We start from the raw sequence: 17,876 nt of genomic DNA on the forward strand, positions 1-17,876 counted from the left end.
CCTGCTTCCTGACCCTGCTCTGGGAGATGTTTCACGTGAAACCGATCGACCCGCGCCTGCTTCGGTACGCCCGCTCCACCCGCCTCTTCCTGGCGGCCGTGGTGGTCCTGGGACTTGCCGGGGCAGGGCTGGTCGTCGGTCAGGCGATGCTGATCGCCGAGATCGTGGTCGGCGCCTTCGAGCAGGGGCTGGACGGCGATGCACTGCGGACACCGCTGCTGCTGCTCGCGGCGGTCGCGCTGGGGCGGGGTCTGCTCGCCTGGCTCACGGAGCTGGCGGCCCACCGGGCCAGTGCGGCGGTCAAATCGCAGCTGCGGGGCCGGCTGCTGGACCGGGCCGCGGATCTGGGGCCCGGCTGGCTGAGCGGGCAGCGCACCGGGTCGCTGGTGGCGCTGGCCACCCGGGGCGTGGACGCCCTGGACGACTACTTCTCCCGCTACCTGCCCCAGCTGGGGCTCGCGGTGGTCGTCCCGGTGGCGGTCCTCGCCCGGATCGTCACCGAGGACTGGGTGTCGGCAGCCATCATCGTGGTCACGCTGCCGCTCATTCCGCTGTTCATGGTGCTGATCGGCATGGCCACCCAGTCCCGGATGGACCGCCAGTGGCGGCTGCTGTCCCGGCTGTCGGGGCACTTCCTGGACGTGGTGGCGGGACTGCCGACACTGAAGGTCTTCGGCCGGGCCAAGGCCCAGGCCGAGTCGATCCGCAAGATCACCGACGACTACCGCCAGGCGACGGTGCGGACGCTGCGCATCGCCTTCCTGTCCTCCTTCGCGCTGGAGCTGCTGGCGACGCTGTCGGTGGCGCTGGTCGCCGTGACCATCGGCATGCGGCTGGTCCACGGGGAGCTCGACCTGTACACGGGGCTGGTCATCCTGATCCTGGCGCCCGAGGCGTATCTGCCGCTGCGCCAGGTCGGGGCGCAGTACCACGCGGCCGCCGAGGGGCTGGCGGCCGCGGAGGAGATCTTCGAGGTGCTCCAGACCCCCCTAGCCGCCTCCGGCGGAGTGGCCCCGGTGCCGGCTGCGGGGCTGCGGATCGAGTTCGACGCGGTCGCGGTCCGCTACGAGGGCCGGGGCGAGGACTCGCCGGGACCGGTGTCGCTGGCGGTCGGACCCGGGGAGTGCGTCGCGCTCACCGGACCGAGCGGGGCGGGCAAGTCCACGCTGCTCCAGGTACTGCTCGGCTTCGTCGAGCCGACCGCGGGGCAGGTGCGGATCGGGGGTGTGGACCTCGCCTCGCTCTCCCTCGAACAGTGGCGGGAGCGGATCGCGTGGGTGCCACAGCGGCCGCACCTGTTCGCCGGGACGATCGCGCAGAACGTACGGCTGGCACGGCCGGACGCGTCCGCGGACGCGGTGGCCGAGGCACTGAAGGACGCCGGGGCATGGGAGTTCGTGGCCGCGCTGCCGCGCGGTGTCGACACGGAGCTCGGGGAAGGCGGGGTAGGGCTGTCCGCCGGCCAGCGCCAGCGGCTGGCACTGGCGCGGGCGTTCCTCGCGGACCGGCCGGTGCTGCTGCTGGACGAGCCGACCGCCGCTCTCGACGGTGCGACCGAGGCGGCCGTGGTGGACGCCGTACGACGCCTCGCGGTGGGACGGACCGTGCTGCTGGTCGTCCACCGGCCGGCGCTCCTGGCCGTGGCCGACCGGGTGGTGCGGGTCGGCGCGTCGGGAGTCCTGCCGAGTGGGGAGGACGTCCTGCCGACGCCGTCCGGTGTCCGGCCCGGGAGCGCCGTCCTGCCCGGGAGGGCCACGGCCGAGGGCTCCGACGGCCTCGGCGGGGAGCGCAACGGGCCGTCCGGCCCCGGGGAATGGATCCTCGGCAATGCCCCCGAGAGGGCGGCCAAGGGCGGCGGCGCCGACTCGGGCGGGGGAGATCCGCTGCGGCGGGTGCGGGCGGTGGCCAAGGCGTGGCAGGGGCGGTTCCGGCTCGGCCTGCTGCTCGGGGCACTGGCCGTCGGGTGCAGCGTGGGGCTGATGGCCGTCTCCGGATGGCTCATCTCGCGGGCCTCGGAGCAGCCGCCCGTGCTCTACCTGATGGTGGCCGTCACGGCCACCCGGACCTTCGGGATCGGGCGCGCCGTCTTCCGGTACGCGGAGCGGCTGGTCTCCCACGACGCCGTGCTGCGGATGCTCGCCGACCTGCGGGTGTCGGTGTTCCGCCGGCTGGAGCGCATCGCGCCCGCCGGGCTGCGCGAGCAGCGGCGCGGAGACCTGCTGGCCCGCCTGGTGGCCGACGCCGACTCCCTCCAGGACTACTGGCTGCGCTGGCTGCTGCCGGTCGGCACCGCGGTACTCGTCGGCACCGGCTCGGTCGCCTTCACCGCCTGGCTGCTGCCCGGGGCGGGAGCCGCTCTCGCGGTCGGGCTGCTCGCGGCCGGGGTCGGGGTGCCGCTGGTCAGCGGAGCCTGCGCCCGGCGTGCGGAGCGGCGGCTGGCGCCGGCCCGGGGAGAACTCGCCACCCGGGTGGCCGATCTGCTGACCGGGACCGCCGAGCTGACGGTCGCCGGCGCGCTGGCCGGGCGGAAGGGCGCCGCGAAGGAGAGCGACCGGACGCTGACCGGCATCTCCGCGCGGGGAGCCGCCGCGACCGGGCTCGGGAGCGGGCTCACCGCCCTCGTGTGCGGGCTGACCGTGGTGGTCGCCGCGGCCCTGGCCGCCGACGCCGTGCACGACGGACGGCTGTCCGGGGTGGCCATGGCCGTGGCCGTGCTGACCCCGCTCGCCGCCTTCGAGGCCGTCAACGGGCTGGCGCAGGCCGTCCAGTACCGCCAGCGGGTGCGCCGCAGCGCCGAGCGGATCTACGAGGTCATCGACGCGCCCGTCCCGGTCGCCGAGCCGGAGCGGCCGGCCGCGGTACCGGCCTCCCCGTTCCCGCTGCGGCTGACCGGGCTCGCCGCCCGGCATCCCGGGCAGGAGCAGGACGCGCTGCGCGGGCTGGACCTCACCCTGGAGGCCGGCCGGCGGATCGCCGTCGTCGGCCCCTCGGGTGCGGGCAAGACCTCGCTGGCGCAGGTCCTGCTGCGGTTCCTGGAACCGCACGAAGGTACGTACACCCTGGGCGGCACCGACGCGCGCACCCTCGACAGCGACGAGGTCCGCCGGATGGTGGGCCTGTGCGCGCAGGACGCGCACCTCTTCGACAGCTCGGTACGGGAGAACCTGCGGCTGGCCCGGACCGGCGCGAGCGAGGAGCAGCTGCGGGAGGCCCTGGCGGCGGCGCGGCTGCTGGAGTGGGCCGAGGGCCTCCCGGACGGGCTGGACACCCTGGTCGGCGAGCACGGCGAGCGGATCTCCGGAGGCCAGCGCCAGCGGCTGGCCCTGGCCAGGGCGCTGCTCGCGGACTTCCCCGTCCTCGTACTCGATGAGCCGGCCGAGCACCTGGACCTGGCCACCGCGGACGCCCTGACCGCGGATCTGCTCGCCGCGACCGAGGGCCGCACCACCGTGCTGATCACGCACCGGCTGGCCGGCCTGGAGGCGGTCGACGAAGTGCTCGTACTGGAGCGCGGAGCGGTCGTACAGCGTGGCTCGTACGCCGAGCTGGCCGTAGCCGAGGGCCCGTTGCGCAGCCTGCTGGAGCAGGAGCGGTCGGCCGACGGCGCCCTGGCCGACTTTCCCCGGTAAAAGGGACTAACTAATCTCAAGGGCATGTCAGTGCAGGAGTCGCAGGAACCGCCGGAGTCGCCCCCCGGAACTCCGGACCCGCTGGAGGCGGCCACGCAGGCCACCCGGAGTCTGCAGGGCCTCTCCACCGAGCTCACCGCCCGGGTGCCACAACTGCTGGAGGCCATGCGATCCGTGGGCACCGGCCTCGAACTGCACTCCACCCTCGACCGCATCTGTGAGACGGCGGCCGAGCTCGCGGACGCCCGGTACGCGGCGATCGGGGTCGTCGACACCGAGGGCCGCGGGCTGTCGGACTTCGTCACCTTCGGCATCGACGCCGAGACGGCCCGGAAGATCGGGCACCGGCCGGACGGGAAGCGGGGCCTGCTCGGCGCGCTGATCTCCCATCCCGACACGGTGCAGCTCGCCGATCTCACGAAGGACCCGCGCTCGGCCGGGTTCCCGCCGCACCACCCGCCCATGAAGACCTTCCTCGGCGTCCCGATCCGGGTGCAGGGGGAGATCTTCGGCAATCTGTACCTCGCCGAGAAGAACGGCGGCGGCCGGTTCAACGACTACGACATCCACATGGTCCGGGTGCTGGCCACCGAGGCGGGCATCGCCATCGGCAACGCCCGGCTGTACGAGGCCGCCACCCAGCGGGAGCGGTGGATCGACGGTTCGGTGGCCGTCACGACCGCCCTGCTGTCGGGCGGGGACGCGGACGACGCCCTCTCGGTGGTGGCCGAGCAGGCCCGCCACCTGGCGGATTCCGCCGCCGGGATCGTGCTTCTGCCGGCCGAGGAGGGCGGCATGGAGATCGTCGCCGTCTCCGCCGAGAGCGCGGCCACCTCACTCGGCCTGGTGATCCCGGCCGAGAGCCCGGTGGTGGCGAAGCTGCTCGAAGGCGAGCCGGTCTTCGTGGAGGACGCTGCCAGCGACCCCCGCATGATCAGCCGGCTGACCAGCCAGTACGGGCCCTGCATGATGCTGCCGCTGCACAGCGGCGGACGCGTGCTGGGCGCGCTCGTCACCCCGCGGGGCCGTGGCAAGAGGCCGTTCAGCGAGGCCGAGCGGACGCTGGCCACCCAGTTCGCCTCCCAGGCGGCGCTCGCGCTGATGATGGCCGAGGCGCAGCGCGACCGCGAGCGGCTCGCGGTGTTCGAGGACCGCGACCGGATCGCCCGCGACCTGCACGACCTGGTCATCCAGCGGCTGTTCGCCACCGGGATGATGCTGGAGGGCGCCCAGCGGCGCTCCGTCGTCCCCGAGGTCGTCGACGGAGTCGGCAAGGCCGTGGACGAGCTGGACGTGACGATCCAGGAGATCCGTACCGCGATCTTCGCGCTCCAGCAGGGACCGGCCGAGGCCCCGTCGGGGCTGCGCACCCGGGTCCTGCGGGAGATCAACATGGCCGCGGTGCCGCTGGGCTTCAAGCCGGCGCACCGGTTCCTCGGGCCGATCGACGCGGTGGTCGGCGAGCTGGTGGGCAAGAACCTGATCGCGGCGCTGCGCGAGGCCCTGTCGAACGCCTTCCGGCACGCGGAGGCGTCCCGGATCGAGGTGGTCGTGGACTGCACCGGCACGCTGGCCGACGGGAGGCCCGGGGTGCGGCTGGAGGTCGCCGACGACGGGGTGGGCATCCCCGAGGGCGGCCGGCGCAGCGGGCTGCGGAATCTGCGCCGGCGGGCGGAGTCGCTGGGCGGGTCGAGCTGGTACGGCCCCGGCATCGGGGAGGACGGCACCGGGACCACCCTGGTGTGGGAGGCCCCGCTCTGAGGGCTCGCTCTGAGGGCCTGCTCTGAGGCCCCGCTCCGAGGTCCTGCTCTGAGGCCCCGGCGCTCGTCCCGGCGCTCGTCCTAGCGCTGCTGCGCGGCGCGATCCGCGAGGATGCGCTCGATGACGACGGCGACGCCGTCCTCGTTGTTGGCGACCGTACGGCCGGAGGCGGCCGCGATCACGTCCGGGTGGGCGTTGCCCATCGCGTACGAGGTGCCCGCCCAGCGGAGCATCTCCACGTCGTTCGGCATGTCCCCGAAGGCGACGACCTCGGCCGGTGAGATACCGCGCTCGGCGCAGCACAGCTCCAGGGTGCTGGCCTTGGAGACCCCCAGTCCGCTGATCTCCAGCAGAGCGGTCGGGCTGGAGCGGGTGATCGACGCGTAGGCACCGGCGGCGGAGCGGGCGAGCGCCAGGAACTCGTCCGGGGCGAGCTCGGCATGGTGCGCGAGGAGCTTGAGGACGGGAGCGGAGGTGTCGTCCGCCTCCTCCTCCAGCAGCTTCTCGGCGGTGGCCACATGGGCACCCGGGTCCTGGAAGAAGGGCGGGTACAGCGGTTCGTAGTTGATGCCGGTGGTCATCTCGACCGCGAAGGAGGTGCCCGGCACGGCGGCGCGCAGTGTCTCCACGACCGTCAGCGCCGTGGCCCGCGGCAGTGCGCGGACCTCCACGAACTCCCGGCCGGCGTGGAGATCGACCACCGCGGCCCCGTTCGCGCAGATCGCCAGGCCGTGGCCGTGGACGTGGTCGCTGACCACGTCCATCCAGCGGGCGGGGCGGCCGGTCACGAAGAAGACCTCGATCCCGGCCTCCTCGGCAGCGGCGAGCGCGGCGACCGTGCGGAGCGAGACGGATTTGTCGTCGCGGAGCAGGGTGCCGTCGAGGTCGGTGGCGATGAGCCGGGGAGTGGGGGTTGGCCCGTCCGGGCGCTGGGGAGCCGAGGTCACGGATCCATCTTCACCCATGACCTTGCGACAGCCGACCAGAGCGGGCCGGGCTCCTGCGCCGGATGGCGATGTTTCTCCCCCGGCTGCTGCCGGGCGGGCGCCCACGGTGAACCGGGGACGGGCGATGTTTCACGTGAAACATGAGCGGGGCCGTAGGCTCGAACGCATGAGTCTGCGTCTGAGCACTGTGATCCTCCCGGTACGCCCGTGGCGTGAGGGCGGCCGTGACCAGTGGGTGCGAGCCGAGCGGCTCGGGTTCCACACCGCGTACACCTACGACCACCTGACCTGGCGGTCCTTCCGCGACCGGCCGTGGTTTGGCGCGATCCCGACCCTGACCGCGGCGGCCGCCGCCACCGAGAAGATGCGTCTGGGCACGCTCGTCACCTCGCCAAACTTCCGGCACCCGGTGACGCTGGCCAAGGAGCTGATGTCGTTGGACGACATCTCCGGCGGCCGTTTCACCCTCGGCATCGGCGCCGGTGGCAACGGGTTCGATGCCTCCGCCCTGGGACAGGAGCCGTGGACCCCGCGTGAGCGCGCGGACCGCTTCGCGGAGTTCGTACCGCTGCTGGACCGGCTGCTCACCGAGGCCGCGGTCAGCGAACGCGGCACGTTCTACTCCGCCGACGAGGCCCGCAACCTCCCCGGCTGTGTGCAGCAGCCGCGGCTGCCCTTCGCCGTCGCCGGGAACGGACCGCGGGGCATGAAGCTCGCCGCCGCCCACGGCCAGGCCTGGGTGACCACCGGCGAACCGAAGCTCTTCGAAGAGGGCACCCCCGAACAGTCGGTGGAGGCCATCCGCGGCCAGCTGGCCCGGCTCGAGAAGGCATGCGCGGAGATCGGCCGGGCGTCCGAGCCGATGGAGAAGATCCTGCTGACCGGCTTCACCCCGGACCGCAACACGATGCTCGACTCCGTCGACGCGTTCGTCGACTTCGCCGGCCGCCACCAGGCGCTCGGCATCACCGAGATCGTGATCCACGCGCCGATCCCGGACTCCGAGTTCGCGGCCGACGAGAACGTCTTCGAGAAGATCGCCACTGAGGGCCTGGCCCAGCTGGACAGCTGAAACGGAGAGGATGCCCCCGTCGCCGCCGGGCGACGGGGGCATCGCACTCAGGACCGCAGGCTGTCGAGGGCGGACTGGGCGCGCTCCAGCAGATCCTCCGGGACCTCCTCGGGCATGGCCCGGAATTCCTCGATCAGTGCCGAGAGGCGAGCGGCTCCCGCCTCATCGCGACCGATCTCCTGCTCGGTCCAGGCGGCGTACCGCACGCACTGGAGCCGGTCCCCCAGATGGTCCGGACCCAGTTCCGCGTACAGGTCTCCGGCCCGCGCGGTCAGCTCGATCTCCTCCAGCCGCAGCGCCTCGGTGTCCACCTCGGCGCGGTGGGAGCCCTCACCGCCCCCGCTGTCCTCGTCGCCGTCCTCGTCCCCGGTCTGCTCGTGCGAGGTGACCCGCCAGTCGAGCACCTGCGCCAGCTGCAGCCAGGTCTGGGCGAGCTCGGCCCGCAGCTGCGGGGCGGCCCGGCCCTCGCTCGTCTCCGTGCTCTCGGCCAGCGCGGTCTCCAGGACCCCGGCGGCCTGGTCCATCAGGTCCCGTGCCCGCGCCCACGCCGCCGCACCGGTGTCTGCGCGCGGAGCCATCCAGGCCAGGGAACGCAGGATCCGCACCTCGGCGATCGGGGCATCCCCCGTCACCCGGTACAGCTCCAGGGACCGCTCGTACGCGGCGAGTGCCTCCTGGTCCAGGCGCGCGGCGGACAGCTGTTCCGCCGCCGCCTGCGCCAAGGCGGCCTGCGGGCGGGGATCCTCCCAGCCCTTGGCCACTTCCGCCGCCAGCAGGTACTGCTCCGCCGCCGCCCGGGAGTCGTTCAGCTGCCGCAGCAGATCGCCGAGGAACTCCCGTACGGAGACGGCCTGTCCCTCGCCGTGCTCCAGCAGATCGGGCAGCGTCGACTGCAACACCTCCGCCGCGTCGGCGTGCCGGTCCTCCCGCGCGTACGCCCGGGCCAGCACCAGCCTGGCCTGCGCCCCGCCATCGGCGGTCAGACCCGCCTGGTCGAACCAGTGCGCCGCGGTGAGGGCGTGCTCGGCCGCTTCCGCCGCCGCGTCCACCCGGCGCAGCAGGATGTCCGCGAGGGTGAGCCGTACGACGCCCTGCGTCTCGGCCTCCGTCACCTCCGCGGAGTGCTCCAACGCGGACCGCGCCGCCTCCTCGGCTTCCTCGGGCCGCTCCACCGACATCAGCACACCGGCCCGCAGCACCAGCGCGTCCACCGCCTGCCACGGCAGGCCCGCCGACACCGCCCGCGCCGCGGACGCGGCCAGCAGTGGCAGGGCCCGCTCGGGCTCGCCCTGCGACAGTGCGACGCGGCCCAGCATCTCCTCGGCCTCGGCCGCCAGATCGGGCAGAGCCTGCGCGTACGCGGCGACGAAGGCGCCGAGTTCGGCCGCCAGCTCGCCGTGCCCATGGTCCTGGCCGGGCTCGTGGAGGTGCTCGTGTTCGGGGCCGGCCTCCAGCGAGCGCAGGTACGACTCCACGCGGATCGACGACAGCTCCGCCAGCGCGATCCGGCGCCCGCGCAGCGGCTCGTCCGCGTCCAGCGCCTCGGCGGCCTTCAGGGCCACCGCCAGCAGCTCCCGGATCCGCCGCGGCTCGGCCCCGGACTGCGCCGCCGCGCTCGCCAGCCGTAGCTCCGCCAGCGCCGCGCGCTCCGCCTGGCCGAGGTCGCGGTAGCGGTCGCGGACCGCCTCCAGCAGCTCAGCCGCGTTCCCGGCCCCGCTGCGGGCCGCCGTCAGGGCCCGCTGGTCCGCCACATCGGCGGCGAGCAACGGGTCCACCTCGTCCTCCGGGCGCGCGTCCACCCGTACGCCGACCTCGGCCCAGAGCGCGTCCGCGGCCGGATGCCGCTGTTCCCGGGCCTGTCGGGCCCGCTCGACCAGCTCCTCGAAATCGGCCGCGGGCGGCGCGGGCACGACCGCGGCCGCCGGGGCGTTCACCATGGCGGCCGACCGCGGCAGCGCCGTGCTGCGCACCCCCAGCGGCAGTACACCGACCAGCGGCTCCCGCTCGATCCGGGCGAGGAAGCGGTCGGAGACCCGGGTGGTGCCGTTGCGGGCGTCGAAGCGCCGGGCGATCTCCAGGGAGCTCGCGCGCAGCACCTCGTACAGCTCGGAGACCGTGTGCGGGACACCGTCGTACGCGACGGCCGGGCTCTGGCCGTGGCCCAGCTCCGTCAGCCGGCGCAGCAGGACGAGGATGCCGCCGTGGAAGGCCATCTGGTCGTCGACGTTGACCAGCGGACTCATGTGGGCGGCGTGCTCGGAGAGGATCTCCAGGCCGCGCGACTCGTTGCCGCTCAGGGCGCAGAACTCGATGTGCTTGCCGATGGAGGGCAGCAGGCTCTCGTTGCCGCGGGCCATGCGGTAGCCGCGTACGTGGTGCGAACGGGCCTCGTCGAAGCGGCCCAGGCGCAGCAGCGGCAGCAGCGAGGTGGCGAGCAGCCGGTGGGGCTCCTCGGCGCAGGTCCGCTCGCCCGCCAGGACGGGCTGCCAGAGTTCCAGGGCCCGGGCGTCGTCCCCGCGCAGCACGGCGTACGCGCCCTGGCCGTTGAGCTCGCAGGCGTGGCAGTCGCTCATGTCGTCGCGGTCGGCGGCCAGCCAGGCTCGGTGGGCCCGCTCGGCCCGGTCGTCCTGGCCGATCGCGTCGGCGAGCCACAGCTCGGCCTCGCGGACCGGCCGCTCGCTGTAGCCGGCGATCCGGTAGCGGCGCTCCATCTCGTCCAGCCAGCCGACGGCGGATTCCAGCGGGATCTCGGGGGAATCGCTGATGGCCGTGGCCACCCACTTGAACTGCCAGAACAGCGAGTGGGCCTCCCACCGGTCGAAGGCGCCGGGGTCCTTGTCGTATTCCTGGAGCAGCCGGGCGAAGGGCACCAGCATCTTCGAGGACTCGGCGCTCCAGAGGTAGGCGTTGATCAGGTTGTCCAGGGCCGTGCGGAACAGGGCCCGGTCACCGATCGCCTCCGCCGCGCCCACGAGAGCCTCGGCGTGCGCGTTGCGTGCGGACCCGTTCGGGAAGTTCCTGTTCTCGAGCAGGCCCTTCTCGATCTCCTCGCGCGTCAGCATGGTCACTTCTGTCCCTCCGGGGAGTCGGTGGAGTGGGTCGCCCATTCCAGGAGCCCGAGGAAGGCCCGGTTGAGCAGCGTGGAGTCGGCGGGGCGCAGCGGCCGCTGGGACATCAGCAGCGCCTGCCCGTACAGCGACTCGACGGCCGTGCCGGTCAGGGCCTCGTCGGGCAGGGCCGAGATCCGGCGGATCAGCGGGTTGTTGTGGTTGAGCACCAGGCGGGCGCGCGGTGCGGAGCCCCGCAGGGCGCCGAGGATTCCGCTCCACAGGGAGTCGGCGCTGTCCAGCGCCGCCGTACGGTCGCGCTCCTGGCGGGCCTGGCGGTCGTCGAGGTAGAGCGCGGGGACGGAGACGGGCTGGAAGGCGCGCAGCACGACGTCGCAGCCCTGTGCCTCCAGCCGGGTGCGCGCCGTGGACAGGAAGGGCGCGAGGGCCAGTTCGGCGGAGGTGGGGACCGGGTCGAGCCGCTCGGTGACGGCTCCGGCGTCCAGCTCCGTGACCTTGAGGTCCGGCCGCACGGTGGGCAGCAGGGAGAGCAGGTCGGCGTCGTACGTGTATCCGGCGTTGATGACGCCGAGGCCGTGGGCCGCCGCGATGGGGGCGATCTGGCGGAACTCCTCCACGGTGCGCGTGAAGTGGATCTCGCTGTGGGCGGCCGTGAACTCCTGGAGGCTCATCGAGCCCTCGCTCGTCTCGAACGGCAGCCAGGGCAGCATCAGGCCGAGCAGTTCGGCGTCGTGCCGGGCCAGGGACTTCACCCCGAGGTGGTGGACGCTCAGGAAGGAGGCCAGGCGCTCCGGTTCGCTCGCGGCGAGTTCGGCGAGCCAGGCCCGGACCCGGGCGCCGAGGGCCTCGCGTACCGCGGACAGGGTCTCGTCGTCGTACAGGTTCTCGCGGGAAGCGGTGGGCCGCAGCGTGTCCGTGTCGATGACCGCGCGGACGAAGAACGCCCAGTCCGGCAGCAGGTTGTCGGCGTGGTCCGTGAGCAGCATGCCCTTGAGGTGGACGCGGTGTCCGGCCCGGTGGGCGGGGCTGGTCGGCTCGGGGAGGACGTACGCCACTCCGCGCACCCCGGCGACGGGCAGGTCGAGGTCGATGCTGTCGAGCGGGGTGAAGCCGAAGAGCTGCGCGCAGTGGCCGGCGAGCGCGACGCGGCGCGCGGCGGGGGTGGGGAAGGGACGGTCCCATACGGCGGGCCGGTCGGTGATGCCCCGCGGCTCGCCGCCTTCGCCGCCCCGGTCCTCGCCGACCTGGCCCTCGTCGCCCGCGCCCTCGTCGCCCGCGCCCTCGGTGAAGGTGATGTCGTACGGGAGCAGGGAGCCGTAGTCGCGGGCCAGTTGCTCGACCTTGGCCGGGACGGTCCACTCCTCCGCTCCCGGGCGGGCCCGCAGGATGACGGTGGTGCCGGGCTCCCGGCGGGCCTCGTCGGGCAGTTCGCGGACGGTGTACGAGCCGTCGTCCGTGGCCAGCCATTCGACGGGCGCGGCCTGGGGGTCGCGGGCGGAACGGGTGATGACGCGGATCTGGCGGGCCACGACGAAGCAGGCGAGCAGGCCGATGCCGAACTGGCCGAGGAACTCCCGGCGGGTGGTCTCCAGGCCGTGGTCACCGCCGCGCTTGGAGCTGCGGCCGATGGTGGCGAGGAGGGAGTGCGCCTCGGCGGCGGTCAGGCCGATGCCGCTGTCCTCGATGGTCACCCGGCCCGCGGACGCCGACAGGCGGATGCGGACCTCCGCCTCCGGGTCGAGTGCCTGGCGGGCGGTGACGGCGTCCACCGCGTTCTGCAGCAGCTCGCGGACGTAGACGCGCGGGCTGGAGTAGAGGTGGTGGGAGAGCAGGTCGACCAGGCCGCGCAGATCGACTTGGAAGCTGTTGGCGGACGGGTCGGAGTGGGCGGGGGAAGGGGATGCGGACGTCATGGGGCGTCACCTCGCGTGCTCGCATGGATGGTTCGGCGATCGCGAGGTACCCCCCTCACGGATCGGAGTGAGGAACAGAGTAGGGGGATGATCCGACAATCTCGTTCTGAATTCCCGCGCTAGGAGAAGCGCAGGAACTGCGGCGGTACGGCGTCCGCCAGCCACACCCCGTTGGCGCTGACGCGGAAGACGTGCCCGGCCGCGCGCATCGCTCCCGCGTCCACGGCGAGCACGACCGGCCGGCCGCGCCGCGCGCCCACGCGGGTGGCGGTCTCCCGGTCGGGAGACAGGTGCACGTGGTGGCGGGCCATGGGGCGCAGGCCCTCGGCGCGGATCGCCTCCAGGGCGGCGGCGACGGTGCCGTGGTAGAGGTACGCGGGCGGCTCGGCCTCCGGCAGGTCCAGGTCCACGGGAACCGTGTGGCCCTGGTTGGCGCGGATGCGCGTGCCGTCGACGGCGAACCGCTGCTTGTCGTTGGCGGCGACGACGTGGTCGAGCTCGGCGCGGCTGATGGGGAAGTGGTGGGCGGCGGCCGCGCGGAGAAGATCGTCGATCTCCACCCAACCCTGGGGATCGAGCACCAGTCCGATGCGTTCCGGCTGATGCCGCAGGTGTTTCGAGACGTATTTGGACACCTTCACGGTGCGTCTGTCGTCCATGAGCCCAGCTTGCCCGGTCGGACGGGGGTCGAGCAGGGATTTATCGGCGCTCCGCCGGATCGGTGCACCGTGGTCACCCTCTATCGCGTTTCCAAGATACGGAATACATTTTCCGCTGTAATGCTGCCCCCAAGGGGAGAACCCATGACAATCCACGCTTCCCTGCCGCGCCGTGCGGTCGCCGAGTTCGTCGGCACCGCCGGCCTTCTCGTGGTCGTGATCGGTTCCGGTATCCAAGCCGCCGGCCTCAGCCGCGACACCGGTGTCGCCCTCGTCGCCAACTCGCTCGCCTCGGCCATCGGCCTCGGCCTGATCATCACCCTCTTCGGGCCGCTGTCCGGAGCCCACCTCAACCCGGTCGTCACCCTTACCTCCTGGTGGGCGCGCCGGACCGGCGGCGAGGGGCTCGGCGGCCGGGAGGCCCTCGTCTACGCCGCCGCCCAGACCGCCGGCGCCATCGGCGGGGCCGTCCTCGCCGAGGTGATGTTCGGCCGCACCCCCGGCACCTTCTCCACGCAGGTCCGCGGCGGCGGCCACCTGCTCGTCGGCGAGATCGTCGCCACCGCCGGGCTCGTCCTCGTCATCCAGGGCCTGGAGCGCATCGGCCGTCCGAAGCTGATTCCTGCCGCGGTCGCCGCGTACATCGCCTCCGCGATCTGGTTCACCTCGTCCGGCTCCTTCGCCAACCCGGCGGGCACCATCGGGCGCGCCTTCAGCGACTCCTTCACCGGGATCGCCCCGCAGTCGCTGCCCGGATTCGTCGCGGCCCAGGTGGTCGGCGGCGTGCTCGGCCTGGCCCTCGCCGCGCTCCTGTACGGCAGCACCCGGCGCGGTGCGCGGGAGGCGCCGGCCGGCACCGTCAGAGTCGCCGGCCCCGCCGGCGCCATCGGCGCCACCGGCCCCGTGAACCCCGTGTACGAGACCATCGGTTGAGCCGCCCGCACGGGCTTCCACAGAGCCGTCCACAGAGCCGTCCACAGAGTTGCCCACAGGCAACACCGACTTGTCCACAGCCGGTTGGGTCGGATTTGCGGCCAAACGAGTGATCCGCCCTGTGGACTACTGACCGGGTGCCGCCGGCCGTTACCCGCCGCCCCGGCGGGCCAGCTCGTTCATCGTCCGGGCCTGGAGCTCCCGCTCCGTCGCAGCCCGGACGAACTCCCCCACGTGCTCGGCGCCGACCAGTTCCTGCACCGCCCGTACGGTCTCCGCCGGCAGGGCCACCGGCGCGGGGCCCGAGGGCTGCGGGGATCCGGCCGCCCCCAGGTGGCTCTGCAGATGCCGGGTGGCGAACAGCCGCATCGCCCGCGCCAGCTCGGCGTCCACCGTCTGCTGGGCCAAGGGGCGCAGCCTCCGTACCATCGTCGCCGCCTCCGCCGCGTCCGCGTCCGTCGGCGGGACCTCTCCGAGGTAGCGGGCGAAGACGTGCTCGGTGGTGAACTCCAGGAACCGCGAGGCGATGTGCTCCACCTGCCCGCGCAGCTCCCGCAGGTGCCCGGTGATCGCCGACAGCGGCACCCCTGCCGCGTAGAGCTCGGCGGCCACGGCCAGTTCCTGCGGGGAGGGCACCAGGAACTCGTCCGGGCGCCCCGGGATCGCCTCCAGCACCCCCAGCTCGCACGCCTCGCCCACGGCGTCGTCGTCGGGACGGCCGCCGAACCGCTCGTTCAGCTCGGACCGGCTGATCCGGGCCGCCTCCTCGTCGGTCCACGGTCCGTGCACCTCGGCGACGAGCCCCAGCACCCCGCCGAGCCCGCGCCCGGCGTCCCAGGCCTCCAGCAGTTCCTTGATGGAGGCCAGGGTGTAGCCGCGGTCCAGCAGATCGGCGATCTGGCGCAGCCGCGCCAGATGCGTGTCCCGGTAGACGTTGGAGCGGCCGCGCCGCTCCGGCTTCGGCAGCAGCCCACGGTCCTGGTACGCCCTGATCGTGCGCACCGTCGCCCCGCTGTGGTGCGCGAGATCCTCGATCCGGTACTCGGCCACCGCCTGTTCTGACAATCCCGGCTCCCTACGACATGGCGGCTCGGCCGACCGCGGCCGCCGCGGACCGGGCGGCAGACGAAGCCGCGAGGTACTCGGCCGCCCTGCGCAGCGAGCCCTCCTGCGAGGGATGGTACGACCGCCGGAAGGAGCGGGATATGGCCGTGCGGGGCTCTGTCGCGCTCACAGCCGGGGCTCCAGTTTCGCGAGCCGTCGCAGGGCGCCCGGCGCGAACCGGGACATCCACAGCGCGCCCTTGGACTCCGGGGTCACCGGCACCACGGCTTCGTTGCGCACCACGGCCCGCAGGATCGCCTCGGCGACCTTCTCCGGAGGGAAGTTGCGCAGCCCGTACAGCCGCGAGGAGCGCTCCTGGCGGCGCTTCTCCTCCGCCGCGTCCACCCCGGCGAAGCGCGAGGTGGCGGTGATGTTGGTGTTGACGATGCCGGGGCAGATCGCGGAGACCCCGATCGACTGCGAGGCGAGCTCGGCGCGCAGGCACTCGCTCAGCATCAGTACCGCGGCTTTCGAGGTGCTGTACGCGGGCAGGGTCTTGGACGGCAGGTAGGCGGCGGCGGAGGCGGTGTTGACGATGTGCCCGCCCTGGCCGCGCTGGGCCATCTGCCTGCCGAAGATCCGGCAGCCGTGGATGACACCCCACAGGTTGACGTCGAGGACCTTCTTCCAGTCCTCCGAGGTGGTCTCCAGGAAGGGCCCGGACAGGCCGATCCCGGCGTTGTTGACCAGGACGTCCACGATGCCGTACTCGGCGGCGGTCTTCGCCGCGAGCTTCTCCATCGCCTGCTCGTCGCTGACGTCGACGCACTCGCCCCAGGCCTCGGGGGCCCCGACGAGCCGGGCCATGTCGGCCGTGCGGGCCGCGCCCTCCGCGTCCCGGTCCACGCACACCACCCGGGCCCCGGCCTCGGCGAAGGCGAACGCGGTGGCCCGGCCGATGCCGCTGGCGGCACCGGTGACCAGCACCAGCTGGCCGCCGAACCGGTCCGCGTACCTGCCCGGAGCCTTCTGCTCCGGTGCCCGGGTGGCGGGCTCCTCCCGGGTGGTGACGAACTCCGTGATCCACGCCGCCAGCTGGTCGGGCCGGGTCCGCGGCACCCAGTGCTTGGCGGGCAGGGTGCGCCGCACCAGGTCGGGGGCCCACAGCTCCAGGTCGTCGTAGAGCCGCTCGGACAGGAACGCGTCCCCGGTCGGGGTGATCAGCTGGACGGGTACGTGCGCGTACGCGTCGGGGCGCGGCCGGCGCAGCCGGGGCCGTACGTTGTCGCGGTAGAGCCAGGCTCCGTGGGCGGCGTCCGAGGGAAGCGAGGCCGTCGGATAGGAACCGGAGGGGACCTTCTCCACGCGCTCCAGCATCCGCGGCCACCGCTTGCCGAGCGGCCCGCGCCAGGCGAGCTCCGGCAGCACGGGGGTGTGCAGCATGTATACGTACCAGGACTTGGCGCCCTGGCCGAGGAGCTGCGCGGCCCGGCGCGGGGTGGGCCGGCTCATCCGCTTCTTGATCCAGTGCCCGAAGTGGTCCAGGGAGGGGCCCGACACCGAGGTGAAGGAGGCGATCCGGCCCTCGGTGCGGGCGACCGTCGCGAACTCCCAGCCCTGTACGGAGCCCCAGTCGTGGCCGACCAGGTGCACCGGGCGGTCCGGGCTGACCGCGTCCGCCACCGCCAGGAAGTCGTCGGTCAGCTTCTCCAGGGTGAAGCCGCCGCGCAGGGGCACCGGCGCCGTGGAGCGCCCGTGGCCGCGTACGTCGTAGAGCACCACGTGGAAGCGGGCCGCCAGCCGCTCCGCGACCTCCGACCAGACCTCCTTGCTGTCCGGGTACCCGTGCACGAGCACCACGGTCGGCCGGTCCGCCTCGCCGAGCTCGACGACGCACAGTTCGATGCCGCCAGTGCTCACCCGGCGCTCGCGCGCCCCCGCGAGCCCCGACCCCTTGGTCCCGCTCATGCCGCTCATGCTGCCTTCTCCTCGGCCCAGCGCCGCACGTGCGGCAGATCGTCGTCCAGCCAGAACGCGCTCTCCCCGGGATCCCGCGAGTCGGTGACGACCAGGATCTCCTCGAACTTCGCGCCGGTGCCCCGGAACCCCAGGTGCGGTTCCACCGCCCACAGCCCGGGCTGCGGCGGGTGGTCGGAGAAGCGGTACGGGCTCCACAGCGGGGACCAGCCCTCGCGGTGTCCGTGCAGGGCGTCGGAGGCCAGCCCCTTGAGGGACTGCGTCCCGAACCCGAAGGCGGTCGGCGACCAGCGCCGCTCCCTGACCCGGTCTATCTTGTGGGCGATCACGCCGAAGGGGTAGGCGCGGTGCCGGTTTGCATACCCCTGGCGGATCATCAGCCGCTCGACGTTCTCGTAGATCTCGCGCAGCGGGCGGCGTTCGCGGACCTGGTCCAGGATCAGCTCGCGGTGCACCCGCAGATCGGACATGAGCCGGTCCTGTACGGGGTTCAGCCCGAGGCTGCCCGAGTACCCGATGTCGGCCGCGTACCCCTTGTACACGGGCGCCATGTCGAGGATGAACGGCATCCCCGGCTCCAGCTTCCGGTTCGTCGGGAAGAACTGGAGCGGGATCTTGAAGTTCGCGAAGGCGGTGCGGTCCCCGAACCACGCGAACGGCAGGTGGAACCAGTCCCGCACCCCGCGCTCGCGCAGCCACTCGCGCTGCATCCGGGCCGCCTCGCGCTCGGTCACCCCCGGCCGCAGCTGGGCCGCGACGGTTTCCGCGCACTCGTACGAGAGGCGTTGCACTTCCCTGAACCCGCGCAGGTCCGGCGAGAGTTGCGCGGTGCGTTGCCTGGTGTCCGCAGCCATGACAGCCGTCCGTCCGTAG

11 protein-coding genes are annotated in these 17,876 nt (G+C 73.3%); 4 read left to right on the forward strand and 7 right to left on the reverse strand.

Features of this window, described 5'->3' with window-relative positions; genetic code table 11:
* Positions 1 to 26 precede the first annotated feature (26 nt).
* Both cydD and ADK52_RS01045 read left to right on the forward strand, forming a co-directional pair.
* The gene (gene cydD, locus ADK52_RS01040; RefSeq protein WP_420714766.1) at positions 27 to 3,629 is read left to right on the forward strand and encodes a thiol reductant ABC exporter subunit CydD; all 3,603 of its coding nucleotides are present in this window, start codon (positions 27 to 29) and stop codon (positions 3,627 to 3,629) included.
* Positions 3,630 to 3,653: 24 nt separating this feature from the next.
* Entirely contained in the window at positions 3,654 to 5,390 is a 1,737-nt protein-coding gene (locus ADK52_RS01045; RefSeq protein ID WP_053687879.1) for a GAF domain-containing sensor histidine kinase, read from the forward strand.
* 80 nt (positions 5,391 to 5,470) lie between these two features.
* On the opposite strand, the gene ADK52_RS01050 is transcribed toward ADK52_RS01045, so the two are convergent.
* Positions 5,471 to 6,355: a Cof-type HAD-IIB family hydrolase gene (locus tag ADK52_RS01050; RefSeq protein WP_053687880.1), complete on the reverse strand. Its 885-nt coding sequence runs from the start codon at positions 6,353 to 6,355 to the stop codon at positions 5,471 to 5,473.
* Positions 6,356 to 6,503: 148 nt separating this feature from the next.
* On the opposite strand from ADK52_RS01050, the gene ADK52_RS01055 reads away from it, so the two are divergent.
* Entirely contained in the window at positions 6,504 to 7,409 is a 906-nt protein-coding gene (locus ADK52_RS01055) for an LLM class flavin-dependent oxidoreductase (RefSeq protein ID WP_053687881.1), read from the forward strand.
* 47 nt (positions 7,410 to 7,456) lie between these two features.
* On the opposite strand, the gene ADK52_RS01060 is transcribed toward ADK52_RS01055, so the two are convergent.
* From ADK52_RS01060 to ADK52_RS01070, 3 genes are all read right to left on the reverse strand, one after another.
* A complete protein-coding gene (locus tag ADK52_RS01060) occupies positions 7,457 to 10,477 on the reverse strand; it encodes a hypothetical protein (protein WP_053687882.1) in 3,021 nt (1,006 codons plus the stop codon).
* Entirely contained in the window at positions 10,474 to 12,390 is a 1,917-nt protein-coding gene (locus tag ADK52_RS01065; RefSeq protein ID WP_053687883.1) for an HSP90 family protein, read from the reverse strand. The genes ADK52_RS01060 and ADK52_RS01065 overlap by 4 nt, the downstream gene beginning before the upstream one ends.
* 119 nt (positions 12,391 to 12,509) lie before the next feature.
* Positions 12,510 to 13,049 (reverse strand): RNA 2'-phosphotransferase, encoded by a 540-nt coding sequence (locus tag ADK52_RS01070; RefSeq protein ID WP_053687884.1) that lies wholly within the window; start codon positions 13,047 to 13,049, stop codon positions 12,510 to 12,512.
* Positions 13,050 to 13,193: 144 nt separating this feature from the next.
* Here ADK52_RS01070 and ADK52_RS01075 point away from each other — a divergent pair, with 144 nt between their 5' ends.
* Entirely contained in the window at positions 13,194 to 13,982 is a 789-nt protein-coding gene (locus ADK52_RS01075) for an aquaporin (protein ID WP_053687885.1), read from the forward strand.
* 150 nt (positions 13,983 to 14,132) lie between these two features.
* Here ADK52_RS01075 and ADK52_RS01080 read toward each other — a convergent pair whose 3' ends face one another.
* The 3 genes from ADK52_RS01080 to ADK52_RS01090 all read right to left on the reverse strand — a co-directional run bounded on the left by ADK52_RS01080 (position 14,133) and on the right by ADK52_RS01090 (position 17,857).
* Positions 14,133 to 15,047, reverse strand: coding sequence for a MerR family transcriptional regulator (locus tag ADK52_RS01080; protein ID WP_053687886.1), 915 nt, complete (start codon positions 15,045 to 15,047; stop codon positions 14,133 to 14,135).
* A gap of 165 nt (positions 15,048 to 15,212) precedes the next feature.
* Complete coding sequence (locus tag ADK52_RS01085; protein ID WP_420714767.1) at positions 15,213 to 17,003, reverse strand: SDR family oxidoreductase; 1,791 nt, start codon at positions 17,001 to 17,003, stop codon at positions 15,213 to 15,215.
* Positions 17,000 to 17,857: a M24 family metallopeptidase gene (locus ADK52_RS01090; RefSeq protein ID WP_053687887.1), complete on the reverse strand. Its 858-nt coding sequence runs from the start codon at positions 17,855 to 17,857 to the stop codon at positions 17,000 to 17,002. Before ADK52_RS01090 ends, ADK52_RS01085 begins: the two co-directional genes overlap by 4 nt.
* Positions 17,858 to 17,876: the final 19 nt, after the last annotated feature.

Origin of the sequence: Streptomyces sp. WM6372, assembly GCF_001279655.1 — a bacterium.
Taxonomy (GTDB): Bacteria; Actinomycetota; Actinomycetes; order Streptomycetales; family Streptomycetaceae; genus Streptomyces.